The organism is Telluria sp. B2, assembly GCF_051789535.1.
Taxonomy (GTDB): domain Bacteria; phylum Pseudomonadota; class Gammaproteobacteria; order Burkholderiales; family Burkholderiaceae_D; genus Telluria.
The window spans coordinates 3,422,654-3,444,721 of sequence record NZ_CP196525.1 but is presented as its reverse complement, the minus strand read 5'-3'; the positions used below and the strand labels follow the sequence as shown (position 1 = coordinate 3,444,721).

The window sequence follows — 22,068 nt, the reverse complement described above, 5'->3', positions numbered from 1 at the left end:
TGCGTCCATGGTGACGGCAAGCTTCCGCTTCTACGAAGAGCTGAACGACTTCCTGCCGCGCGAGCGGCGCAGGCGCGAGTTCTCGGCGCCTTGCGCGCGCACCGCCACCACGAAGCACATGATCGAGGCCCTGGGCGTGCCGCACACCGAAGTCGAACTGATCCTGGTAAACGGCGAGAGCAGCGGCTTCGACCGCCTGCTGGAAGAGGGCGACCGGGTCGCGGTCTACCCGAAGTTCGAGACCTTCGACATCACGCCGCTCCTGCGGGTGCGCGAGCGCCCGCTCAGGCGGCTGCGCTTCGTGGCCGACGCCCACCTCGGCGGCCTGGCGCGCCTGCTGCGCATGGCCGGCTTCGACACGCTCTACGACAACCATTACCACGACGACGAGATCGTCGCCATCGCGCTTGAAGAGGACCGGGTAGTGCTGACCCGCGACCGCGAGCTGCTCAAGCGGCGCAGCGTCACGCACGGCTGCTACCTGCATGCCCTCAAACCCGCCGAGCAGTTCCGCGAACTGTTCGACCGCCTCGACCTGGCCGCGAGCGCCCGGCCGTTCACGGTCTGCCTGCACTGCAACCTGCCGCTGCGCGCGGTCGCCAAGGCCGACGTGATCGAGCGCCTGCCGCCCTCGGTACGCGAGCTGCACGACGAATTCAATACCTGCGACTGCTGCGCCCGCGTATTCTGGAAGGGCTCGCACCACAAGCGCATGCTGGCACTGTTGACGAGCGTGAGTGGCGCTGCGCCCCTGGGGAATCCTGCGCTAGAATCGGCGGCGACACCGAACCCGCAGCCCGAGCAAGGAAGCGCGCCGCCGTGACCGACACCGCCGTCAGCCTGCCGTACCCCATCCGCACCGAGTGCCCGCCCGGGGCCTGCGTGTGCGGGTACGAACGCGTCCTGGCCGACCCGCAGGCCGACCACCGCCCGCTGGCGATCGACCGCCGCCAGGAGCAGAACCTGCTCGCCCGCATCGAGCGCGTCACGGACTACGAGGACCTCAAACACGTGCAGGCCCTGATCCGCAAGAACGTCGGCGCCGAGCTGCGCATCGCACCCGGTCCGAACGAAGTGCGCACCGTGCGCGGCATCATCATCGTGCTCGAGGATAAACCGGGCCTGTGCAGGAAGGTGCGCCAGTCGGTCCCGGCGGCGGTGCGCCGCCTGCTGCAGGAGCGGCCGGAGATTGCCTACGCGATCCTGGATGCGCACGACCTGTTCGGCGCACCCTGAGTCCGGCGCCGGCCCGTGCCTGCAACCGGGCTTGGCGGGCGCTCAGGCCTTGACGATGTACTTCAGCACGAAGCCGACCAGCAGGCAGGCCACCATCACCAGCGACAGGCCGCCGTGGAAGGCATCGCTGCCGAGCGCGACGTCGCGCGACATCTCTTCCTTGCTCATCCTGCCGGCGCGGGTCAGCACGACCGGGCGCAGCAGGCCCTGGATGCCGAGCAGGATCAGGCCGATGCCGATCAGGGTCTCGCCGGTGAGGCCGCGTTCGATGCCCGTGACCAGGCCCATCCCGCCCAGGCCCACGCCGAACAGGAACCAGAAGGCGCGCGAACCGGGGTAGCGCTTGAATTTGGAAGTGTCCATGTCTTTTTCTTTTGACAGCGTAAAGCCGGACATTATAACGGCCCGCTTCAGCGCCGCGGCCACAGGCGCGGCCCGAACACGACCAGCGCGAGCGAGAGCACGACCAGGGCGATGCCGGCCCATTGCCAGGGCGTGACGATGTCGCCCAGGGCCAGCATGCCGGCGGCGATGCCGACCGGCGGCACGGCCAGGCTGAAGGGCGCGACCCGGTTTGCCGGGTGGCGCTTGAGGAGGCCCGTCCACATCGCATAGCCGAGGATGGTGGCGAACCAGCCGAGGTAGGCGAGCGAGGCCCAGCCGCCGGCCGACAGGCGGCGCCAGTCCCAGTTCGTCCCGGCCGGGTCGAAGGCCAGCGACAGCAGCACGAAGGGGAAGACCGGCACCAGGCTGCTCCAGACCATGAAGGGCAGCACTTCGAAGTCTGGCGCCGCCTCGCGTGCGCGCCGCACCACGATGTTCGAGGCCGCCCACATCGCCGCCGAGGCGACGGTCAGCAGGAAGCCGGTCAGGCTCACTTCCGAGCCGCCGAGCTTGACAACGTCGACGCCAAAGCAGGCCAGCCCGAGCGCGGCGATCGCCATCGCGGCCTTCAGGCTGGTCCCGACGCGCTCGCCCAGCAGCACGAAGCCGAACAGGGCCGTGAAGGAAACCTGCATCTGCAGCATCACCGGCGCCAGCGCTGCCGACATGCCGGCGCGCAGGGCCAGGAACAGCAGGCCGAACTGGCCGACGCCCTGGAACAGGCCGTAGAGCAGCACCCAGCGCGTGGCCAGGCGCGGCGGGCGCACCACGAACGCCAGCGGCAGGAAGGCGAACAGGTAGCGCCCGGCCCCGAGCTGGAAGGGCGTCAGTTCGCGCAGGCCCAGCTTCATGGCCACGAAGTTGGTGCCCCAGACCAGCACCACGCACAGCGCGGCGAGGTAGTCGCGCCCGCCGAGCGCGCCCGCCGCCTTCACGGGCGCGGGGCCGCCGGCGCCAGGCTCGCCTGCCTCAATGCGCGTGCCCGCCGCCGAGGTAGGCCGCCACCACCTTCGGATCGTGCTTCAGGTTCTCGGCCGGGCCGTGCACCGAGATGCGGCCGTTTTCCAGCACGTAGCCATAGTCGGCCACGTTCAGGGCGGCAGCGGCGAACTGCTCGACCAGCAGCATGGTCACGCCTTCCTTTTTCAGGCGCGTGATGATGCGGAAGACTTCCTCGACCAGGATCGGCGCCAGGCCCATCGAAGGTTCGTCGAGCAGCACCACGTCGGGGTTGAGCATGACGGCGCGCGCCATGGCCAGCATCTGCTGCTCGCCCCCGGACAGGGTGCCGGCGAGCTGCTCGCGCCGCTCCTTCAGCCGCGGAAACAGTTCCATCGCGCGTTCCAGGTCGCGCGCCACGTCGCCCTTGGGCCGGGCCCGGGTAAAGCGCGGAAAGGCGCCCAGCAGCAGGTTGTCGGTGACGCTCATGGTGGCGAACACGCGCCGCCCTTCCGGCGAGTGGGCCAGGCCGCTGCGCGCGATGCGGTGCGAGTCCAGGCCGGTGATGTCCTTGCCGTCCAGCGTGACCTTGCCGGCGCGCGGCTTGATCATGCCGGAGATGGCGCGCATCGTGGTGGTCTTGCCGGCCCCGTTCGAGCCGATCAGGGTCACCAGGCTGCCCTTGGGCACTTCCAGCGAGATGCCGTGCAGGACCTGCACCTTGCCGTAGGCCGCTTCCAGATGTTGAATCGATAGCATGTGTTCTCCTAGATGGCGGCCGCGGCGGGCGGCGCGGTGTCGGCGGCGCCGCCGAGGTAGGCCTCGATGACCTTGGGATCGGCCTGGACGCTGGCCGGGTTGCCCTCGGCGATCTTCTGGCCGAAGTCGAGCACGGTCACGGTGTCGGAAATCGACATCACCACGTCCATGTGGTGCTCGATCAGGATGATCGTGATGCCGTGGTCGCGGATCTTGCGGATGATCGCCATCAGCTCGCGGATGTCGGGCGCGGTCAGGCCCGCGGCCGGCTCGTCGAGCAGCAGCAGGCGCGGGTCGAGCGCGAGCGCGCGGCCGATCTCGAGCAGGCGCTGCTTGCCGTAGGGGAGGTTGCGCGCCTCCTCGTCGGCCAGGTTCGACAGGCCCACGAAGTCCAGGATGGCCGCCGCGCGCCGGCGCGCCGCCGCCTCTTCGCGGCGGATTCTCGGCGTCTTCACCATGGCGTCGAACACGTTCGAGCGGAAGCTGTGGTGCAGGCCGACCAGCACGTTCTCGGTGGCGGTCATCTCGCCGAACAGCTGCACGTTCTGGAAGGTGCGCGCCACGCCGCCGAGCGCGATCTGGGACGGCGAACGGCCGGTGATGCGCTCGCCGGCGAACACCACGTTGCCGGCGGTCGGCTTGTAGATGCCGGTCAGGACGTTCATCATCGTGCTCTTGCCGGAACCGTTCGGGCCGATCAGGCCGTGCACGGCGCCGCGCGCCACGTTCAGGTCGACCTGGTTGAGGGCCTTCAGGCCGCCGAACTGCATCAGGATCTTCTCGGCGCGCAGCAGGTCGCCGCTGCCACCGGCGTTGCCCGCTTCGTTCTTCACACCGGCGAACGCGTCGGCGGCGCTGTCGGCATCGACCGGGCGGGTGTGGGCGGCGCGGCGCCCGAGCAGCTGGCGCAGGAAGCCGACGATCCCCTCCTGCAGGTAGTAGACGACGAAGAGCGTCATCAGGCCGAAGATGGTCAGGCGCCAGTCGACCATGTTCTCGATCCGGTAGGCCCAGATCGCCAGGCCGACCGTGGCGGCCAGCGGTACCAGCACCCGGCGCGGCGTGGTGCGCCGGCGCGCCAGGGCGACCGCCGAGCCGAGCACGCCCAGCACCGCCGCGGCCACGGCGATCTGGCGGAACAGCGCGATGTCGGCCAGGAGGCTCGGCAGCATGACGACGATGATCGCGCCGATGATGGAGCCGGTGCGGGTCTTGCGTCCGCCCATGATCACGGCCAGCAGGAACAGGATGGTCAGCTCGAAGTTGTAGGTGTTCGGCGCGACGTACTGCTCGGAGTAGGCGTACAGGCTGCCCGCCAGGCCGGCCAGGGCGGCGCTGATGACGAAGGCGTAGACCTTGTAGCGGTACACCGACACGCCCATGCAGTCCGAGGCGATCGGGCTGTCGCGCAGGGCTTCGAAGGCGCGCCCGAAGTGCGACTTGAGCAGGAAGTGGACGACCGTGAGCGCGGCCACCATGAAGATCGCGACCATGTAGAAGTATTCGGTCTCGTGCAGCTCGCGTCCGAACACGCTCGGCTTGGTCAGGGTGATGCCCATCGGTCCCTGGGTGATGAAGGACATCTCGTTGATCAGGATCTGGATGATGGTGCCGAAGGCCAGGGTCACCATTGCGAGATAGGGGCCGGTCACGCGCAGGGCGGGCAGTGCGAGCACGGCGCCGAACAGCGCGGTGCCGAGGATGCTGGCGGGGATGGCCAGGTACCAGGGTGCCCCGAAATGCATGATCAGGACCGCCGTGACATACGAGCCGATGCCGAACAGGCCGGCGTGGCCGAGCGAGACCTGGCCGGTGTAGCCGACCACGATGTCGAGCCCGAACAGCAGGATCGCGTAGATCAGGATGGTTTCGACCAGGTGGACGTAGTAGGGATTGGTGACGACCAGCGGGAAGGCCGCCAGCGCGGCGATCCCGACGACGGAGGCGAGGAGGGTCTTCTTGTTCATGGTCAGACCTTCTTGATCGCGGCCTTGCCGAACAGGCCGGACGGTTTGACGGCGAGCACCAGCAGGAGCAGCAGCAGGGCCGGCACGTCCTTGTAGCCGGTCGAGATGTAGTAGCCGGCGAGCGTCTCGGAGATGCCCATGATCAGGCCGCCGACGATGGCGCCCATGCCCGAGGTCAGGCCGCCGATGATCGCCACCGCAAAGGCTTTCAGGCCGAGCGAAGCGCCCATGGTGGCGCCGGTCAGCGTCACCGGCGCGACCAGCACGCCGGCAAAGGCCGCGGTGGCCGAGGACAGCGCGTAGGAGAAGGTGATCACGCGGCCGGTGTTGATGCCCATGAGGCCGGCGGCGTCGCGGTCGTTCGACGTCGCCACCACCGCCTTGCCGTAGATCGACTTGCGGTTGAAGAGCTCGACGGCCAGCATGATGAGCAGGGCGCCGACGATCACCGCCACCTGCATCGGCTGCACGTTCGCGCCCATGACCTGGAACGGGGTGGAGTCGAGCGGCGAGGGGAAGGGCATGTCTTCCTTGCCCCAGATGTTCTCGGCGATGTTCTTGAAGATGATGGCCAGCGCGATGGTCGACATGATCCAGCCGAATTCGCTTTTCAGCTTGATCGCCGGACGCACGCCTATCCATTCGACGAAGGCGCCCTGCGCCGCGCCGAACAGGATCACGAGCGGGATCATGACCCAGTAGCTCATGTAGGGGCCGCCGTGGATGTTGCCGGCCAGGCTGAGGCCGACCAGGGCGCCGAGCATCAGGGCTTCGCCCTGCCCGAAGTTCAGCGTGCCCGACGTGGCAAAGGTTAATTGGTAGCCGAATGCGATGACGGCATAGATCATGCCGAGCGCGATCCCGCTGAAGACCAGCTGCAGAAGAATTTCCATGATGTTCACCCGTGAGGCAGCGCGTGCGCCGCCGGTCGACAAAAAGAACCTGTCCCGCCAGGGACGCGTGACGACGAACTGGAACGCAGGCAGCGCCAAATACAGCGCGAGGACAGCGCATCCCCGGCCAGCCCCCGGTGTCGGGGACTGGCCGTGTTGTCAGCTCACGATGCGGCGCTTACTTGGCCAGCACGACGCGCCCGCCGCGCACTTCACCGAAGCGGGTGTTCTCGAAGTTGATCGCTTCGTGGTCGGTCTTGCTGTACGGCTTGTTGTAGGTGGTGACCACGCCCTCGACCTTCTCGTTCAGGTTTTCCAGTGCGGCTTTCACTTTCGGGCCTTCGGTGCTGCCGGCCTGCTTCATGGCGGCGGCCAGCAGGTAGATCGAGTCATAGCCCTGGGCGGCCGAGACGGCCGAGGGCATGCGGCCGCCCGGCGGGTTGTAGGCCTTGATGTAGGCGTCGATGAAGGCCTTGCGGCGCGGGGTGTCGCCTTCCTGGATGAAGGTCTGCGGCATGCGCGTGCCTTCCGAGTTCTTGCCGGCGTTGTCGATGAAGTTGGCCATGGCGAGCGTCCAGCTGCCGATCATCGGCACCTTCCAGTTCAGCTTTTCCATGCCGTTGGCGATCTGCGCAAGCTCGGGGCCGATGCCGTAGGTGAGCACCACTTCGGCGCCGGCCTGCTTGGCTTTCAGCAGCTGGGGCGTCATGTCGACGTCCTTCAGGTTGTATTTTTCGACGGCGACGGCCTTGATGCCTTTCTGCTGCAGCGTCTTTTCCAGGTCTTCGCGGCCGAGCTGGCCGTAGCTGGTGGAGTCGGCCAGGATGGCGACCTTCTTGAAGCCGCGGCGGGTCACGGCTTCCTCGACGATCATCGCCGACTGGATGGTGTCGCTGGCGGAATTACGGAAGATGTAGTTCTCGGGCTGGGTGGCGAACTGCTTGGTGATCACGGAGCCGGTGGCGACGTTGTTCATCACCGGGATCTTGGCGTTCTGGTAGAAGCGCTGCGAGGCCAGGGCCACGGTGGTGTTGATGTAGCCGACGGTGGCGGCGACGCGTTCCTTGTTGATCAGCTCCTGGGCGATCTGCACGCCGCGTTCCGGCTTGGCCTCGTCGTCGCGCTCGACCATCTGCAGGGGCCGTCCCAGCACGCCGCCCTTGGCGTTGATCTCCTGCACCGCCAGCTTGACGCCGTCGCGCATCGACACGCCCATCGGCGCCGAACCGCCCGTGAACGGTCCGGTCACACCGATCTTGATCGGCTCCGCAGCCATGCCCGACATCGAGAAACCCAGTGCTACACCTGCAACCAATGCTTTCATGCTGAAATTCATTTGCTGTCTCCGTAGTGGTTTTTAGTCTTGCCGTACGCTGGTCCGCGAGGCGGAAAAAACACCGCCGAGGCGCCATCGACAAATCATTGTAGGTTAGCAATTGGCCAACAGCAATCTATTGCTGTGACGCGTCGCACCATGCAAACGAAATAAATGCTCGCAGGGGAAAAGTAAGTTAGGGGTAAGGAAACAGGCGTATTTTGCTGCGCAAAAAAAAGGCCGCACGGTCTGTGCGGCCTCACTAATATGGTGCCGGCGCGGGCGGCAAGGCCCCGCGCGGCGCCGCTCAGCGACGGTGGAAACGCGGGCGCGGATGGTAGTGGTGGCGACCACCCCAGCTGCGGCCGAAGCTGAAGCCCAGCCCGATCGACACGGGCGGATACCAGTACGGGTCCTGGACCACGACCGGCGCCGGCGCGTAGATAGTCTGCGGTACATATACCGGGCTGGCGGGCGCCGGGTTGACGACCACGGGCGAGCTGGTCACCACGCCGGCGTCGCCCGCACGCGCGCCAGTGCCCAGCGGCACCGGCGTGACCGAGACCACCTGCCAGCCATCGGGATCGGCGGCCTGCGCATAGCCGCGGGTGCCGTAGTTGGCCGGGCCGGGATACTGGGTGGCGCAGCCCGTGAGCGCCGCCAGCGCGGCGGCAATGACGATGAGTTTTTTCATGACGGTCCTCCTGATGTCGCCATGATAGTTTGTCGTTGTCCATTTTGGTGTGGAATTACAGCTTGTTACAGGTCCTCACTACGTGTCGTTCCGGGCCGGGTTCAACGGTAGGTGAACTCGAGCGGCGGCGTGGTCGCCGACACGAAGGGCGCCAGCGGGAAGGCGTTGGCGATCGCCTGGTAGCCGCTGTCGTTCGGGTGCAGGCGGTCGCCGCTGTCATAGGCCGGCAGGATGCGCCCCGGGTTCGCCGGGTCGCGCAGGGCGAACTCGACGTCGGCCACGGCGTCGAATTCGCCGCTGCCGCGGATCCAGTCGTTGGCCGCGCGCCGCACCGCTTCGCGCGCGGGCGTGTAGTACACGAAGCCTTCCATCGGCGGCAGGGTGGCGCCGATCACCGTGATCTCGCGCGCATGGGCGCGGGCGACCACCTGGCGGTAGCCCGCGATCAGGTCGGCCACGGGAATCGGGTTCGAGCTCGGGCTGTAGCAGATGTCGTTGATGCCGATGAGCAGGGCCAGGTAGCGCACGCCGCTCGTGGCCAGCACGTCGCGGTCGAAGCGTTCCAGCACGTCGCGCCCGGCCAGCATGGCGTTGGCGTAGTCGCTCAGCAGCAGGTTGGCGCTCAGGCCGCGGTTGACCACGCCGATGCGTCCGCTGGCGCCCAGCGCGCTCTGGAGCCGGCGCGACAGGTAGTCCGGCCAGCGCCGGTTGCTGTTGTTGGTGCTGCGCGCGCCGTCGGTGAGCGAATCGCCCAGCGCGACCAGGGCGGGCGCGGCGGCGGCGACGTCGACCTCGGTCAGGAAGGGCCAGAACGCGAGCGTGCGCGCCACGGGCATCGCGACGGTCGAGGTGTAGTCGCCCGCCGGCGACAGGTAGCCGGTCTGGAGCGCCAGGTTGTGGATGGTGGTGGCCTCGGCGGCGCCCGGCAGGTAGAGGCTGATGACGAGGTCAGCCTGGGCCGGCACGCTGAGCTCGACCGGGTCCGACAGCGCCGGCGCGCCGGCGGGGATGGTGATGGCCGACTGGCCCCCGAAGCTGAGCTGGCGCAGGCTGGCCTGGGTAACGGCCGAGCCCGAGGAGCGCAGGGCGATGCTGGCGGCGCCGATGCGCAGCGGGGCGCTGCCCATTTCGTTGGAAAGGCGGATGCGCACGCGCGCGCCGCCGATGCTTGCACGCACGATCAGGCGCAGCGTCTGGCTGGTGGTGCCCAGGACGCTGGTGGAAGGCGGCGGGCCGGCCGGGGCCGTACCCCAGGTGGCGCACCAGCGTTCGCCTGCGCCGGTCTGGGCCGCCGCGGGCAGCGCCGGCGCGGCCAGGCTGGCCGCGATCAGGGGACCGGCGCGCAGGAACTGGCGGCGCGCGGGCCGGGCGGCGCCGCGGGCGCCAGGCGGGACAGGCAGGAAGTCGTGCATACCTTGGCTCCATCGAGAAGTGGGCGATACCGGACTCGCGACGCGGGCGGTGCCACATGAACAATCTAAGGCGGCGCCGAGGCCGACTCAAGAGAAGCTCGTCAGGCCGTTTGCGCTGGCGCAGGAATTGATGAGATTGTCCTTGCGGTGTAGCAATTCATTGCCCAAAGCAAAGAAATTGATGGAACAGGAAGGCGCAGGAGGGGTGGGCGGGCGTCTGCGCTCGCCGAGGCGTGTGAAATATTATTTCAAAAAACGTGTGCTAATGAAATTTTATTACACAAGGAGCCGCTCGGATCGGTCCGGCGGCGCCGGCACGGCGCCGCCCGTATCGATGGGATGTGGAGCGTGCGGCCGGCTCAGGCCAGGACCGTCAGCAACCCGTCCAGCCCGCTGAAGTTGAGCGCGACATCCGCCTGCGCGCGCACCACCGGCTTGGCGCGGAAGGCGACCGACAGGCCGGCGATCCCCATCATCTTCAGGTCGTTGGCGCCGTCGCCCATGACGATCGCCTGACTGGTGGGAATGCCGAGGTCGTCGCAGACGCGCTGCACGGTGCGCATCTTTTCGTCGGCGTCGACGATGCCGCCGACCACCCGTCCCGTCAGGCGCCCGTCCACGACTTCGAGCACGTTGGCGTGCGCATAGTCCAGGCCCAGGCGCCGCTGCAGGCGCTCGGTGAAGAAGGTGAAGCCGCCCGAGACCAGCAGAGTCTTCAGGCCGGCCGCCTGCACGCCGGCCAGCATCGCCTCGCCGCCGGGAGAAATGCGCAGGCGCTCCTCGTAGACGCGTTCGAGCGCCGTGGCCTCGAGCCCTTCGAGCAGGGCGACGCGGCGCGTCAGGCTGGCCGCGAAATCGAGTTCGCCGCGCATCGCGCTTTCCGTGATCTCGGCGACCTGGGGTTTCAGCCCCTGCATGTCGGCGATCTCGTCGATGCACTCGATCGTGATCAGGGTCGAGTCCATGTCCATCGCCACCAGGCCGAAGTCGCGCAGCGTGCGGCCGGCCTCGATGAAGGTGGCGTCGACGCCCAGCACCAGCGCCTGGGTCTGCACCGCCTTGACCACCTCGGGCGTCGCCTGCACGCCTTCGCAGCGGACCGCGTGCGCCGACAGGGCCACGACGCGCGCGGGACGCGCCTGTGCGCCGATCGCGGCCAGTTTTCCCTGCGCCGCGCCGGGCCCCTGCAATACCAGATTCATCGTCATATTCTTTATGCCAGCAGTTGTTTGATGGTTTGCTTCACCTGCGTCACCCGCGTCGCCAGGTCCGGCATGGCGGCGGTGATGCGCAGCTTGTCCTGGCCCGCCAGCTTGATGTGACGGTTCTTCTGGATCAGGGTGATGATCTTGATCGGGTCGATCGGCGGCTGCTCCATGAATTGAAGGCTTGCCGCTTCCCCGTGGGCGTCGATCTTCACGATGCCGACCTGTTTCGCGGCGATGCGCAGGCGGTGGGTCTCGATCAGCGCCTTGACCTGCTCCGGCAGTTTGCCGAAGCGGTCGATCAGCTCTTCCTGCATGTCGTCGATCTTGCCTTGCGTTTCGCAGTTGGCCAGGCGCTTGTAGATCGACAGGCGCTCGTGCACGTCGCCGCAGAAGTCGGCCGGCAGCAGCGCCGGGCAGTGCAGGTTGATCTCGGTCGTCGACGACAGGGGCGCGGCCAGGTCCGGCTCCTTGCCGGCCTTTAGCGAGCGCACCGCCTCGTTCAGCATGTCGGAATACAGCTGGAAGCCCACTTCGAGCATCTCGCCCGACTGGTTCTCGCCCAATACCTCGCCGGCGCCGCGGATCTCCAGGTCGTGCATGGCGAGGTAGAAGCCGCTGCCCAGTTCCTCCATCTGCTGGATCGCGTCCAGGCGGCGCTGCGCCTGCTTGGTGAGGTTCGACACGTCGTTCACCAGCAGGTAAGCATAGGCCTGGTGGTGCGAGCGGCCGACGCGTCCGCGCAGCTGGTGCAGCTGGGCCAGGCCGAATTTATCGGCCCGGTGCATGATGATGGTGTTCGCGGTCGGCACGTCGATGCCGGTCTCGATGATGGTGGTGCACAGCAGGATGTTGAAGCGCTGGGCCACGAAGTCGCGCATCACCTTTTCCAGGTCGCGCTCGTGCATCTGGCCGTGGGCGATGCCGATGCGCGCCTCGGGCAGCAGCTCGCGCAGCATCGCGTGGCGGTTCTCGATGGTCTCGACCTCGTTGTGCAGGAAGTAGATCTGGCCGCCGCGTTTCAGTTCGCGCAGGCAGGCCTCACGGATGACGGAGCCATCCTCGCTGCGGACAAACGTCTTGATCGCCAGGCGCTTCTGCGGCGCGGTGGCGATGATCGAGAAGTCCCGCAGGCCCTCCAGGGCCATGCCGAGCGTGCGCGGGATCGGCGTCGCGGTCAGGGTCAGCACGTCGACCTCGGCGCGCAGGGCCTTCAGGGCTTCCTTCTGGCGCACGCCGAAGCGGTGTTCCTCGTCGATGATGACCAGCCCCAGGCGCGTGAACTTCACGTCCGGCGACAGCAGCTTGTGGGTGCCGATCACGATATCGAGCGTGCCGTCGGCCATGCCCTTGATCGCGTTGTTGATCTCCTTTCCGGTGCGGAAGCGCGAGAGCTCGGCGATTCTCACCGGCCAGTCGGCGAAGCGGTCGGCGAAGGTTTGCGCATGCTGTTCGGCCAGGAGCGTCGTCGGCGCCAGGATCGCCACCTGCTTGCCGCCCATGACGGCGATGAAGGCGGCGCGCAGGGCGACCTCGGTCTTGCCGAAGCCAACGTCGCCGCAGACCAGGCGGTCCATCGGCCGGCCCGAGGTCATGTCCCTGATGACGTTGTTGATTGCCTCCGCCTGGTCCGGCGTCTCGTCGAAGCCGAAGCTCTGGGCGAAGTTCTCGTAGTCGATCGCGGAGTATTCGAAGGCGTGGCCCTGGCGCGCGGCGCGGCGGGCGTACAGGTTGAGCAGTTCGGCGGCGGTGTCGCGCACCTGTTCGGCGGCCTTGCGCTTGGCCTTGTCCCACTGGCCCGAGCCCAGGGCGTGCAGCGGCGCGTCTTCGGGCGACGTGCCGGAGTAGCGGGAGATCACGTGCAGCTGCGAGACCGGCACGTAGAGCTTGGTCTCCTTGGCGTATTCCAGGTGCAGGAACTCGGTCTCGCCTTCGCCCAGGTCCATGCTCATCAGGCCCATGTAGCGGCCGATGCCGTGGTTGATGTGCACCACCGGGTCGCCCACCTTCAGCTCCGACAGGTCGCGCACCATGGACTCGACCTGGCTGGTCGCTTCCTGCTTCTTCTTGCCGGCGCGCCGGCCCGAACCCGCATACAGCTCGGTCTCGGTGATGAAGGCGATGCAGCCGCTGGCCTGTTCGAACAGTTCGAAGCCGGCCTGCAGCGGCGCCACGCCCAGCGCGACTTTCGCATCCGACGCGCGCATGCCCTCGAAGCCCTCGACCGGGGCCACGTCCAGCTTGTACTCGTTGAAGTATTGCTGCAGGGTTTCGCGGCGGCCGTTCGAGTCGGCGCAGATCATCACCCGGCAGGAGGTAGCAGCCAGGTAGGCGCGCAGGTTGGCCAGCGGGTCTTCCAGGCGGCGGTTGACGGCGATGTCGGGGATCGGCGCCGACAGCTCGGAAGCGGGCGCATTCGGGTCGCGCCCGATGTTCCAGCGTCCGTGCGGCTTGGCGCAGGTGAAGAACTGCTCGGCGCCGAGGAAGAGTTCGGCCGGCTCGAGGATGGGGCGCTCGCGGTCGCTCTTCAGGAAGCGGTAGCGCGAGTCGGTGTCGAGCCAGAAGCGCCCGATCGCGGCCTCGATGTCGCCGACCATGGCCAGCGGGCTGTCCTTGGGCAGGTAGTCGAACAGGGTGGCCGTCTCTTCGAAGAACAGCGGCAGGTAGTATTCGATGCCGGCCGAGGCGATGCCGTTGCCGATGTCGCGGTAGATCGGCGAGCGCGAGGGATCGCCCTCGAAGCGCTCGCGCCAGCGGCGGCGGAAACTGGTGCGCGCCTGTTCGTCCATCGGGAACTCGCGGCCCGGCAGCAGGCGCACTTCCTTCACCGGATACAGCGAGCGCTGGGTGTCGGCATCAAAAGTGCGGATGGTCTCGATCTCGTCGCCGAACAGGTCCAGGCGGTAGGGCAGGCTTGACCCCATCGGGAAAAGGTCGATCAGGCCGCCACGCACCGAGTATTCGCCCGGCGACATCACCTGCGACACGTGGGTATAGCCGGCCAGGGTGAGCTGGGCCTTCAGCTTGGCTTCGTCCAGGCTTTCGCCCTGGCGGAAGAAGAAGGTATACGCTGCCAGGAAGGACGGCGGCGCCAGGCGCACCAGGGCGGTGGTGGCCGGCACGACCAGCACGTCGCAGTGGCCGCTCCCGATCTCGTGCAGCGTCGCCAGGCGCTCGGACACCAGGTCCTGGTGCGGCGAAAACGCATCGTAGGGCAGGGTTTCCCAGTCCGGCAGCAGGTGGCAGGAAAGCTTGCCGTCGGCGAACCAGGCGATCTCGTCGAGCAGGCGCTGGCCGTCGCTGGCATTCGCCACGATGACGGTGAGCATCTGCTTGTTGGCCTTGAACGCCAGGCCGGCAAGGGCGAGCGCGTAGGCGTCGGAGGAGCCGGCGAGGGCCGGCAGGACGAAACGGTTACCCGGTTTGGGGAGGTGCTTGTTGAGATCGAAAGGCATTCAGGCGCGCATTACAATCGGTGCGATGGGTCGTTCATTATAGACGAAGGGGCATGGTTTTGCCCCCGCGCGCCCATGCGCGCCCACGCGGCCGACCACCAGAGCGTCTGACAAAGCCCTCAGGGCAAGGTGCATCGTCGAAGACAGTACGAATAGTACGGCGAGACGAATGCAACGCAGCCATGAGGGCTTTTCAGGCGCTCTATCGCCTGCGCATGCTCGACACCACGACGCCCGCCAGGATGAAGCCGAAGCCCGCCGCATGGTAGAGGCGCGGCGCCTCTCCGAGCAGCGGCCAGGCGGCCAGGGTGGCGAACAGCGGGATCAGGTAGAGCGACATGCTGGCGCGCGCGGGGCCGGCGATCGATACCAGGCGGTCGAAGCAGAAGTAGGCGCCCAGGCTCGGCACCACGGCCAGGAAGGCCAGGGCCATGTAGAGGCGCGGGTCGCCGAAATCGGGCACCGTGCCGCTGGCCGCTTCCAGTGCGGCGAACGGGGCCAGCACCAGGGCGCCGCCCAGGATCAGGCTGGCCAGCTTGCAGGTGGCCGGCAGCGGCGGCAGCGGCATGCGCCGTCCCAGCACGGTGTACAGGGCCCAGCCGCACGCGGCCGCGATCACCCAGGGGTCGCCCGGACCGAAGTGCATGGCGCCCAGGGCCGCCAGGTCGCCTTTCGAGAGTACCAGCAGGGCGCCGGCAATGGCCAGCAGCATGCCGCCGGCCTGGCGCTTGTGCAGGGGCGCCTTCCACACCAGGGTTTCGATCAGGGTCACCAGCGCCGGACAGGCCGCGAAAATGATGGCGATGTTGGCCGCGCTGGTATGGCGCGCGCCGATGTATTGCGGCGCGACCGCCATGCCCATGCCGAGACCGGCCAGCAGCAGGATGCGCGGCCAGTTCGCCAGCAGCACGCCGCGCAGCGCCCACAGGCGCGGGCCGACGGTGGGCAGCAGGATGGCAAAGGCCAGCGCCCAGCGGCCGAAGGCGAGGAAGACGGGCGGAATGGCGGCGCTTTCGGCCCAGCGCGCCACCACCAGGTTGGCGGCGAACAGGGCGGGCGCGGCGAACATGAGCGGCAGTTCGGCTGCGAAAGGATCGTCGCGGTAGCCTAGTCCGGCGCGGGATGCTGCTTCTGACACGAAAACTCCAAAACGGGAATGCTGCGCCGCCATACAACGGAGCCCTCATGAGGCAACCGGGGGAGGCGCTTTGCTGTGCTTGATAGGGAGGCATCGATTTTACTGCGATGCACAAAAAATATTCTTTCGTATGCATGGCGCATTTGCCAATGCGCCGGAAGACTCTTCCATGGTTGGGCTAAAATATGGAAGAACTATCTTCGGGCTTAATTATTTGCAAAGGACGGATTGCGATGAAGGACGGTTTGCTCGACGAGATCGACCGCAAGATACTGCGCACCCTCAGCCGCGACGGGCGCATCAGCAACCAGAAGCTGGCGGACACGGTCAACCTCTCGCCCACGCCCTGCTGGCACCGGGTCAAGGCGCTCGAGGAATCGGGCCACGTCCAGGGCTATGTCGCGGTGCTCGACCAGCGCGCGCTCGGCCTGCCCGACACGGTGATCATCGAGGTCACGGTCGACCGCCACGACGACGAGATCTTCCAGGCCTTCCAGGATGCGCTGGCCGACCTGCCGGAAGTGATGGAGGCCTATCTGCTGTCGGGTGAATACGATTACCTGATCAAGGTGGCGGTGTCGGGAACGGAAGGCTACGAACGCTTCCTGCGCCAGAAGCTGTACAAGCTGCCGGGAGTGAAGCATACGCGCTCGACGTTTACGCTGCGCTGCCTGAAGCGGGCGGCGTCGGTGGCGCCGTAGATGGTGTTGTAGGGTGGACTCCCGAGTCCACGCTGTGCGGCGGATGAGCAATGACATCGATGCCGCGTAGCGCCGGGTAACCCGCTCCTGCGGCCTGGCGGTTCACGTCAGGGCAGGCACATGTATGACCGCGTGGACACAGGTGTCCACCCTACGAAAACCACGAAAAGCCGGGCCAGTCACGCCTGCGGCTCGTGCACATCCGACACCTTCACCGGCTCGGCCGCGATCTTTTCGCGCGCCAGGGCCTCGTCGTCGGCGTCGGCCTGCAGGCCTTCCTGGTCCGCGCCGTGCTTCCTGTCGTAGGCCAGCTCGACCAGCATCGGGAAGTGGTCGGAGCCGAACTTGGGCAGGCGGCGGATGAAGGAGAGGGTGAAGTGCCGGCTGTGGAACAGGTGGTCGAGCGGCCAGCGCAGGAAAGGGATGCCGGCGTGGAAGGTGTTGAACATGCCGCGTCCGATGCGCGGGTCGAGCAGGCCGCTGATCTTGCGGAACAGCCGCGTCGTGACCGACCACGCCACGTCGTTCAGGTCGCCCGCCACCACCACCGGGGTATCCAGGCCGGCCACGCTCTTGGCCACCACCAGCAGCTCGGCGTCGCGCTCGGTCGATTCGTCGTGCTCGGTCGGGCTGGGCGGCGCCGGGTGCAGGAAGTGCATGCGCACCTTGCGTCCCGATTCCAGCACCACCAGCGCGTGCATCGATGGGATGTCGTCCTCGACCAGGAACTGGATCGCCGTGTCTTCCAGCGCCAGGCGCGAATACACGTGCATGCCGTAGAGGTTGTCGAGCGGGCACTTCATCGAATACGGGTAGTCCGCTTCGAGCGTGTCGAGGCGTTCCTGCCACCAGCCGTCCGACTCCAGGGTCACGAAGACGTCCGGCCGGTGCTGGCGGATCAGCGCGATCAGGCCGTCCGCGTTGCGGTTTGGCGTGAACACATTGGCGGTCAGGACGCGGATCCGCTCGGCCTCGTCGACGTTCGCCGCCACCTTGACCTCGTGCGGATATACCCGGGTGTAAGGGATGATCCACCAGGCCTGGTACAGCAGGCAGCCGGCGGTGACGGCAACCAGGGCCTCGCTGGCGGGGTCCGCCAGGTCGAGCAGGCCCAGCTCCGCCACCAGCGTCCCGAGCGCCAGGAAGGCGATCTGCAGGCGCGGAAAGTCGAGGTCGCGGATCCACCAGCCCGTGCGGTGCGAGAAGGGCAGGAGCGTGGCAAGCAGGATGAGTGCGACCAGGACGGCGATGATCGGAAAGTGCATGGTGTACCTTGGATTTATTATTCTTGGCAAGTTTGCCTAGTATGCCTTGAGTCTGTACATTCTCATGTTCGCAAACGAACACAAACCGAGTCACGCTTCCCGAATCCATGAACGCCCTGCGCACAATGCTTGCCCTGTCCGTCCTCGCCACCTCGGCGTTCGCTACTCCCTTGCCGCCGCCACAGGTCGAGGCGCTGACGCGCACCTTGCAGGCCATCGTCGACGACCCCGGCCTGCCCCTGCCTGGATTGGCGGTGGTGGCCGTGCGCCGCGGCGAGGTGGTCTACAGCCGCCAGTTCGGCAGCAGGCGCCTGGCCGCCAACGGCAGGCCGGCCGAGCCGGTCGACGCCAACACCCTGTTTCGCATCGCCTCGATCTCGAAGTTCGTCACCACTCTCGGCGCCATGAAGATGGTCGAGCAGGGCCGCCTGGCGCTCGACCGGGACGTGAGCGACTACCTCGGCTATCGCCTGCGCAACCCGCATTTTCCCGACCGGGCGATCACCCTGCGCATGCTGCTGACCCACACCTCGTCGCTGCGCGACGAGGGCGGCTTCAAGTGGGCGCCGGACGTCGACCTGCGCGAGGTGCTGCTGCCGGGCGGGCGCCACTACGGCAGGGGCGCCGCCTGGGCCGGCGACCACGGGCCCGGCGGCTGGTTCGAGTACGTGAACTTCAACTACGGCCTGGTGGCGACCGTCATGGAGCGCGTCGCCGGCCAGCGTTTCGACCGCCTGATGCGCGCGCTGGTCTTCGACCCGATGGGCCTGAAGGCCGGCTTCTACCTGGCCGACTTCGCGCCGGCGCGCGTGCAGGACGTCGCGACGCTCTACCGCAAGCGCGAAAAGGATGGCGCCGAGGCCTGGGACCCCGCCGGGCCCTGGATCGCCCAGGCCGACGACTTCGGCGTCGAACCGCCGGGCGCGCCGCCCGGGCTGGAGCGCTACGCGGTCGGCACCAACGGCACCCTGTTCGGCCCCCAGGGCAGCCTGCGCATCTCGGCCGACGAGCTGGCCGACATCATGCTGATGCTGATGAACGGTGGCCGCCACGGCGACGCCCGGATCCTCGCGCCGGACACCATCGCCACCATGCTGTCGCGGCAGTGGACCGCCAGCCCGGACGGCAGCAACGGCAACGGCGACAGCGACAACTTCCGCGGCCTGTACCACGCCTGGGGCATCGGCAACCAGCACTTCGTCGACGCCAGCAGCCCTGGGCCGGGACGGCCGCGCGGCGACCGTTTGGTCGAGGGCGGCGGCTTCACGGGCGTGGGGCACCTGGGCTGGTCCTGGGGACTGAACGCGCTCTTCGTGTTCGACCCGGCGACGAAGGACGGCATGATCTATGTCGCCAGCGGCGTCGGCGCCAACCCGGACCTGCAGCCGGGCCGCTTCTCGTCGGAGGCGCGCTTCCAGGAGCGCATCACCGACGCGCTCTACCGCGGGGCGATCGCGGCGCCGAGGTAAAGGAGGATCACACCTCGGCGGGGACGGACGCCTCGCCCGTCGCAGCTACAGGCTCGTGCGCGGCGGCCGGCCGCCGGTTGGCGATCCCGAAGGGCACATGCACCATCGGGATGGTGCCGCCGGGCGAGGCGCGCAGGTGGGCCATCTGGTCGTCGAAGAAGATGTGGGGCTTGAACACCGCCAGCACGCGCGACTTGTCCATCCCGCCGAGGAAGAAGGTCTCGTCGGCCGACACGCCCCAGCTTTTCAGCGTGGTCACGACGCGCTCGTGCGAGGGCGCGTTGCGCGCGGTGATGATGGCGATGCGCACGATGCGCCGGTAGCCGGGGTCGCGGCGCTGGGCGCGCTCTTCCAGGCGCTGCAGGATGGCCAGCTGGCGGAACATGGCGGCCAGCGGTCCGGGGCTGTGCGGGCGCGCCACGTGCAGGGTTTCGTGCGCATGGAATTCGCCGAGGTCGTTGTTGCGCTTGAAGACCGTCTCCGACTCGTCGTCGGCCAGCACGCCGTCGAAGTCGAAGGCCACGCGCAGTTCCAGGTCGTCGTCCTCGTCGGCGATCTTCGAGGGCAGCACCAGGCCGGCCGGGTAGTCGACGGCGATCGCGCTCTTGACGTCTTCCTCGTTGGCGCTCAGGAAGAGCGAGGCGTTGAAGGCCGGCAGGTAGGGGTAGGGCGATTTCCCGTTCATGAAGGCCGCGCGCGAGATGTCCAGGCCATAGTGGGCGATCGAGCGCATCACGCGCAGGCCGGTCTCGGGCGAATTCCTTGAAAACAGCACTACCTCGACCGGCGACTGGCGCGGGAAGCATTTATTGATGTTCAGGAAGCGCCGGATGAAGGGAAAGGCCACGCCCTTGCCGAGGATGGTGTCCAGGTGCTGCTCCTGGTAGGCGCGGTACTCCTCGGCGCCATGCCTGACGTAGACCTGGTGCGACTCGGCGAGGTCGAACAGCGCGCTCGAGGCGACGCCGATGACGAGTTTTTGTTCTATCGGGAACGGCATCAACCTTCCTCCGCTTGGTTTGGACGAAGCCGATCATAGCAGGGGCGCAGGCGGGTGCCGACGATGGCGCTCAACAGCGGGTCGTCCGCGTCCACGGCGCCGGCGTCTTCCAGCAGGCGCAGCTTGGCCAGGCGGTCGCTCGTTGCCAGCACCCGGGCCAGGGGCGAGGCGCTCGCGTCGTCGCCACGGCGTTCGCCTTCGAGGATAGCGCCGGCCACGCTTTCCGGAAACTGCCAGTGCAGCGCGATCCCGTGGGCCAGGCGCCGGGCGTGGACGAGCAGTCCGAATGCGAAAGCGGGGGAGTCCGGCAGCGCCGCGCCGCCCTCGACCTGGTCGATCACGCGCAAGGCCACGACCAGGCCGACGTTCTGCACCAGCCCGGCCAGGTAGGCCTCGAAAGGATCGGCGCCGAAGCTCGGCGCCAGGGTGCTGGCCGCGAACGCGCATTTCTCGGACTGGCTCCAGACCTGCGGCGCCGCCTGCGCGGCCAGGCGTCCGCCCTGCAGCCTGAACACCGGACGGAAGGCCACCCGCGCCAGCAGCATGCGCAAGCCGTTGCGGCCCAGCAGCAGCAGGGCGCCCTCGATGGTGCGCACCGGCGTCGGCGGGCGGTACCAGGAGCTGTTCGCTTCGCGGATCACTTCGCCCACCAGCACCACGTCCTGCGCCACCATGCGCGCCAGGTCGGCGCCGGAGATGCTTTCGTCGCGCAGGCTGCGCAGCAGTTCGGGGATCACGGCAGGCACCCGCGGCACCAGCCCGGCCGCCTGCGCCGGCGCATGCGCAAGCCGCGCCAGTTCGCCCAGGATCAGCGCCTCGCGGGCCGGCGGCGCCTCGCTCCTGGCGGGGCCGGCCAGCCAGCGGTAGAAGGCGAGGTCGAGTGCGCGGGCCGTGTCCAGGTCCGTGCCTGGCGCCGGTGCCGCGGACGTACCGGTGCCGGCGGCGGGCCGGGCCGGTTGCCCGCCGGCGCGCGGCGAGGCGTGCGTGGAGGACCCGCCAAGCAGGCGCGCGATCCAGTTTTTCATTGTCGGGAAGTGTCGGCCGTATCGGAGTGAAGGATTCTACCCGAGGGGGCGGATGAGGGATGTGCTGCGGGGGCGACAGGCGCCGGAATGCGGCGCGCCGTGGGGCGCGCCGCGCGGTGCGATGGCTTAGCGGCCGGTGCCCGTGGTGGTGCCGGTGGTGCCGGTCGTACCCGAGGTGCCGGTCGTGCCCGAAGTGCCAGTGGTACCCGAGGTGCCAGTAGTGCCCGAGGTGCCGCTCATGCCCGAAGTCCCGGTGGTGCCCGTCGTACCGGTGGCGCCGGAGGTGCCGCTGCCCGAGGTGCCCCAGTTGCCCGAGGTGCCGGAGGTTGAGCCCGTGCCCGTGGTCGAGCCCGAAGTGCCCGAGCCGCTGGTACCCGACATGCCCGAGCCGGTGGTCGCGCCGCTGCCCATGGTGCCCGACGAGCTGGTGCCCGACGAGGTGTCGCCCATACCGGTGGAGCTGCAGGCCGCCAGGCCCAGGCCCATCAGGCCGGCCAGCATGACGCTCAGATAAGTGCGCTTCATAGGTTTTCCTCCGTTGTCGTGTGAGGCTTTCATCATGCGAGCGCGGTGCTCGCTTCGCTATAGGAAGAAAACGAGAGCGTTTGTAGGAGATACCGGACAGTCAGGATATTGCCTGTGTCTTGGTGGCATGCATCGTTGTCGCCAGGGTGGCGCGGTACTGCCAAGGGGAAATGATGGGGCCTGCGCGGCGGGACCGCGCAGGGAATAAGGGGACAGAATCAGCGGCCGTTGCTGCCGGTGCTCTGGGAATTGCCGGCGCTGCCGCTGGTGCTGGTGCCCTGGACCGCGGTTTCGCGGGTGGTGCCCTGGGTGCCGATGGTGCCGGTGGTGCCGGTGGTGCCCATGGTGCCGGTGGCGGTGCCGACCGAGCCGGTGGCCGGAGCAACATTGCCGTTGGCGCTGCCTGCGCCGCTGCCGTAGTAGCCGCCGGTGCCGGTGGTGCCGCTGCCGTCGCTGCGGTTGGCGTTGACGGTGCCGCCGCTGCTGGTCGTGCCCGACATGCTCGAGCCGCTGGTGCTGCTGGTGCTGCTGTTCATCGAATCGGTGCCGGTCGAGCTGCATGCTGCCAGGCCGAGGGCCATCAGGCCCGCGAGCGTGATGCTCATGGTGGTGCGCTTCATGGTAGTCCTCCTTTTTTGATTGAGGATGCCATCATGCGAGCGATCTCGTCGGTACGCCATAGGAAC

20 protein-coding genes are annotated in these 22,068 nt (G+C 67.8%); 4 read left to right on the top strand and 16 right to left on the bottom strand.

Annotation, left to right across the window (positions count from 1 at the left end; translation table 11 throughout):
* The first annotated feature begins 7 nt into the window (after positions 1–7).
* Both ACSUZJ_RS15290 and ACSUZJ_RS15285 read left to right on the top strand, forming a co-directional pair.
* On the top strand, positions 8–823 hold the full coding sequence (locus ACSUZJ_RS15290; protein WP_499409537.1) for a Mut7-C RNAse domain-containing protein: 816 nt from the start codon (positions 8–10) through the stop codon (positions 821–823).
* On the top strand, positions 820–1,236 hold the full coding sequence (locus ACSUZJ_RS15285) for a hypothetical protein (RefSeq protein ID WP_499409535.1): 417 nt from the start codon (positions 820–822) through the stop codon (positions 1,234–1,236). The genes ACSUZJ_RS15290 and ACSUZJ_RS15285 overlap by 4 nt, the downstream gene beginning before the upstream one ends.
* 42 nt (positions 1,237–1,278) lie before the next feature.
* Here the strand turns inward: ACSUZJ_RS15285 and ACSUZJ_RS15280 are convergent, their stop codons facing one another.
* The 11 genes from ACSUZJ_RS15280 to ACSUZJ_RS15230 all read right to left on the bottom strand — a co-directional run bounded on the left by ACSUZJ_RS15280 (position 1,279) and on the right by ACSUZJ_RS15230 (position 15,397).
* A complete protein-coding gene (locus ACSUZJ_RS15280; protein WP_499409533.1) occupies positions 1,279–1,599 on the bottom strand; it encodes a hypothetical protein in 321 nt (106 codons plus the stop codon).
* 47 nt (positions 1,600–1,646) lie between these two features.
* Positions 1,647–2,555, bottom strand: a complete 909-nt coding sequence (locus ACSUZJ_RS15275; protein WP_499409531.1) for an EamA family transporter — start codon at positions 2,553–2,555, stop codon at positions 1,647–1,649.
* Between the two features lie 34 nt (positions 2,556–2,589).
* Positions 2,590–3,318, bottom strand: coding sequence for an ABC transporter ATP-binding protein (locus ACSUZJ_RS15270; RefSeq protein ID WP_499409529.1), 729 nt, complete (start codon positions 3,316–3,318; stop codon positions 2,590–2,592).
* Positions 3,319–3,326: 8 nt separating this feature from the next.
* Positions 3,327–5,285: a branched-chain amino acid ABC transporter ATP-binding protein/permease gene (locus tag ACSUZJ_RS15265; protein ID WP_499409527.1), complete on the bottom strand. Its 1,959-nt coding sequence runs from the start codon at positions 5,283–5,285 to the stop codon at positions 3,327–3,329.
* A 2-nt stretch (positions 5,286–5,287) separates the two neighbouring features.
* Complete coding sequence (locus tag ACSUZJ_RS15260) at positions 5,288–6,178, bottom strand: branched-chain amino acid ABC transporter permease (protein WP_499409525.1); 891 nt, start codon at positions 6,176–6,178, stop codon at positions 5,288–5,290.
* A 178-nt stretch (positions 6,179–6,356) separates the two neighbouring features.
* Complete coding sequence (locus ACSUZJ_RS15255; protein ID WP_499409523.1) at positions 6,357–7,514, bottom strand: ABC transporter substrate-binding protein; 1,158 nt, start codon at positions 7,512–7,514, stop codon at positions 6,357–6,359.
* 286 nt (positions 7,515–7,800) lie between these two features.
* On the bottom strand, positions 7,801–8,187 hold the full coding sequence (locus ACSUZJ_RS15250; RefSeq protein ID WP_499409521.1) for a hypothetical protein: 387 nt from the start codon (positions 8,185–8,187) through the stop codon (positions 7,801–7,803).
* 101 nt (positions 8,188–8,288) lie between these two features.
* On the bottom strand, positions 8,289–9,599 hold the full coding sequence (locus ACSUZJ_RS15245; RefSeq protein ID WP_499409519.1) for an SGNH/GDSL hydrolase family protein: 1,311 nt from the start codon (positions 9,597–9,599) through the stop codon (positions 8,289–8,291).
* Between the two features lie 359 nt (positions 9,600–9,958).
* Positions 9,959–10,807, bottom strand: coding sequence for a phosphoserine phosphatase SerB (serB, locus tag ACSUZJ_RS15240; RefSeq protein WP_499409517.1), 849 nt, complete (start codon positions 10,805–10,807; stop codon positions 9,959–9,961).
* A gap of 5 nt (positions 10,808–10,812) precedes the next feature.
* Positions 10,813–14,259, bottom strand: a complete 3,447-nt coding sequence (gene mfd / locus ACSUZJ_RS15235; RefSeq protein WP_499409515.1) for a transcription-repair coupling factor — start codon at positions 14,257–14,259, stop codon at positions 10,813–10,815.
* 202 nt (positions 14,260–14,461) lie between these two features.
* Positions 14,462–15,397, bottom strand: coding sequence for a DMT family transporter (locus tag ACSUZJ_RS15230; RefSeq protein ID WP_499409513.1), 936 nt, complete (start codon positions 15,395–15,397; stop codon positions 14,462–14,464).
* A 233-nt stretch (positions 15,398–15,630) separates the two neighbouring features.
* Between ACSUZJ_RS15230 and ACSUZJ_RS15225 the strand changes: the two genes are divergently transcribed.
* Entirely contained in the window at positions 15,631–16,098 is a 468-nt protein-coding gene (locus tag ACSUZJ_RS15225; protein ID WP_499409511.1) for an Lrp/AsnC family transcriptional regulator, read from the top strand.
* Between the two features lie 179 nt (positions 16,099–16,277).
* Here the strand turns inward: ACSUZJ_RS15225 and ACSUZJ_RS15220 are convergent, their stop codons facing one another.
* Entirely contained in the window at positions 16,278–17,363 is a 1,086-nt protein-coding gene (locus ACSUZJ_RS15220) for an endonuclease/exonuclease/phosphatase family protein (protein WP_499409509.1), read from the bottom strand.
* A gap of 107 nt (positions 17,364–17,470) precedes the next feature.
* Between ACSUZJ_RS15220 and ACSUZJ_RS15215 the strand changes: the two genes are divergently transcribed.
* The gene (locus ACSUZJ_RS15215) at positions 17,471–18,832 is read left to right on the top strand and encodes a serine hydrolase domain-containing protein (RefSeq protein WP_499409507.1); all 1,362 of its coding nucleotides are present in this window, start codon (positions 17,471–17,473) and stop codon (positions 18,830–18,832) included.
* Between the two features lie 7 nt (positions 18,833–18,839).
* On the opposite strand, the gene ACSUZJ_RS15210 is transcribed toward ACSUZJ_RS15215, so the two are convergent.
* The 4 genes from ACSUZJ_RS15210 to ACSUZJ_RS15195 form a co-directional block, all read right to left on the bottom strand.
* Positions 18,840–19,832 (bottom strand): 5'-nucleotidase, encoded by a 993-nt coding sequence (locus tag ACSUZJ_RS15210; RefSeq protein ID WP_499409505.1) that lies wholly within the window; start codon positions 19,830–19,832, stop codon positions 18,840–18,842.
* On the bottom strand, positions 19,832–20,857 hold the full coding sequence (locus ACSUZJ_RS15205) for an HDOD domain-containing protein (protein WP_499409503.1): 1,026 nt from the start codon (positions 20,855–20,857) through the stop codon (positions 19,832–19,834). Before ACSUZJ_RS15205 ends, ACSUZJ_RS15210 begins: the two co-directional genes overlap by 1 nt.
* A 126-nt stretch (positions 20,858–20,983) precedes the next feature.
* Complete coding sequence (locus ACSUZJ_RS15200; RefSeq protein ID WP_499409501.1) at positions 20,984–21,382, bottom strand: hypothetical protein; 399 nt, start codon at positions 21,380–21,382, stop codon at positions 20,984–20,986.
* A gap of 218 nt (positions 21,383–21,600) precedes the next feature.
* Positions 21,601–22,002, bottom strand: coding sequence for a hypothetical protein (locus ACSUZJ_RS15195; RefSeq protein WP_499409499.1), 402 nt, complete (start codon positions 22,000–22,002; stop codon positions 21,601–21,603).
* Positions 22,003–22,068 lie beyond the last annotated feature (66 nt).

Excerpts from the sequence above, each read along its gene's own strand:
- ACSUZJ_RS15245 (WP_499409519.1), bottom strand. The coding sequence starts at position 9,599 with ATGCACGACTTCCTGCCTGTCCCGCCTGGCGCCCGCGGCGCCGCCCGG.
- ACSUZJ_RS15225 (WP_499409511.1), top strand. The coding sequence starts at position 15,631 with ATGAAGGACGGTTTGCTCGACGAGATCGACCGCAAGATACTGCGCACC.
- ACSUZJ_RS15260 (WP_499409525.1), bottom strand. The coding sequence starts at position 6,178 with ATGGAAATTCTTCTGCAGCTGGTCTTCAGCGGGATCGCGCTCGGCATG.
- ACSUZJ_RS15215 (WP_499409507.1), top strand. The coding sequence starts at position 17,471 with ATGAACGCCCTGCGCACAATGCTTGCCCTGTCCGTCCTCGCCACCTCG.
- ACSUZJ_RS15220 (WP_499409509.1), bottom strand. The coding sequence starts at position 17,363 with ATGCACTTTCCGATCATCGCCGTCCTGGTCGCACTCATCCTGCTTGCC.
- ACSUZJ_RS15290 (WP_499409537.1), top strand. The coding sequence starts at position 8 with ATGGTGACGGCAAGCTTCCGCTTCTACGAAGAGCTGAACGACTTCCTG.
- ACSUZJ_RS15265 (WP_499409527.1), bottom strand. The coding sequence starts at position 5,285 with ATGAACAAGAAGACCCTCCTCGCCTCCGTCGTCGGGATCGCCGCGCTG.
- mfd (WP_499409515.1), bottom strand. The coding sequence starts at position 14,259 with ATGCCTTTCGATCTCAACAAGCACCTCCCCAAACCGGGTAACCGTTTC.
- ACSUZJ_RS15270 (WP_499409529.1), bottom strand. The coding sequence starts at position 3,318 with ATGCTATCGATTCAACATCTGGAAGCGGCCTACGGCAAGGTGCAGGTC.
- ACSUZJ_RS15250 (WP_499409521.1), bottom strand. The coding sequence starts at position 8,187 with ATGAAAAAACTCATCGTCATTGCCGCCGCGCTGGCGGCGCTCACGGGC.
- serB (WP_499409517.1), bottom strand. The coding sequence starts at position 10,807 with ATGACGATGAATCTGGTATTGCAGGGGCCCGGCGCGGCGCAGGGAAAA.
- ACSUZJ_RS15210 (WP_499409505.1), bottom strand. The coding sequence starts at position 19,832 with ATGCCGTTCCCGATAGAACAAAAACTCGTCATCGGCGTCGCCTCGAGC.
- ACSUZJ_RS15195 (WP_499409499.1), bottom strand. The coding sequence starts at position 22,002 with ATGAAGCGCACCACCATGAGCATCACGCTCGCGGGCCTGATGGCCCTC.
- ACSUZJ_RS15205 (WP_499409503.1), bottom strand. The coding sequence starts at position 20,857 with ATGAAAAACTGGATCGCGCGCCTGCTTGGCGGGTCCTCCACGCACGCC.
- ACSUZJ_RS15280 (WP_499409533.1), bottom strand. The coding sequence starts at position 1,599 with ATGGACACTTCCAAATTCAAGCGCTACCCCGGTTCGCGCGCCTTCTGG.
- ACSUZJ_RS15200 (WP_499409501.1), bottom strand. The coding sequence starts at position 21,382 with ATGAAGCGCACTTATCTGAGCGTCATGCTGGCCGGCCTGATGGGCCTG.
- ACSUZJ_RS15255 (WP_499409523.1), bottom strand. The coding sequence starts at position 7,514 with ATGAATTTCAGCATGAAAGCATTGGTTGCAGGTGTAGCACTGGGTTTC.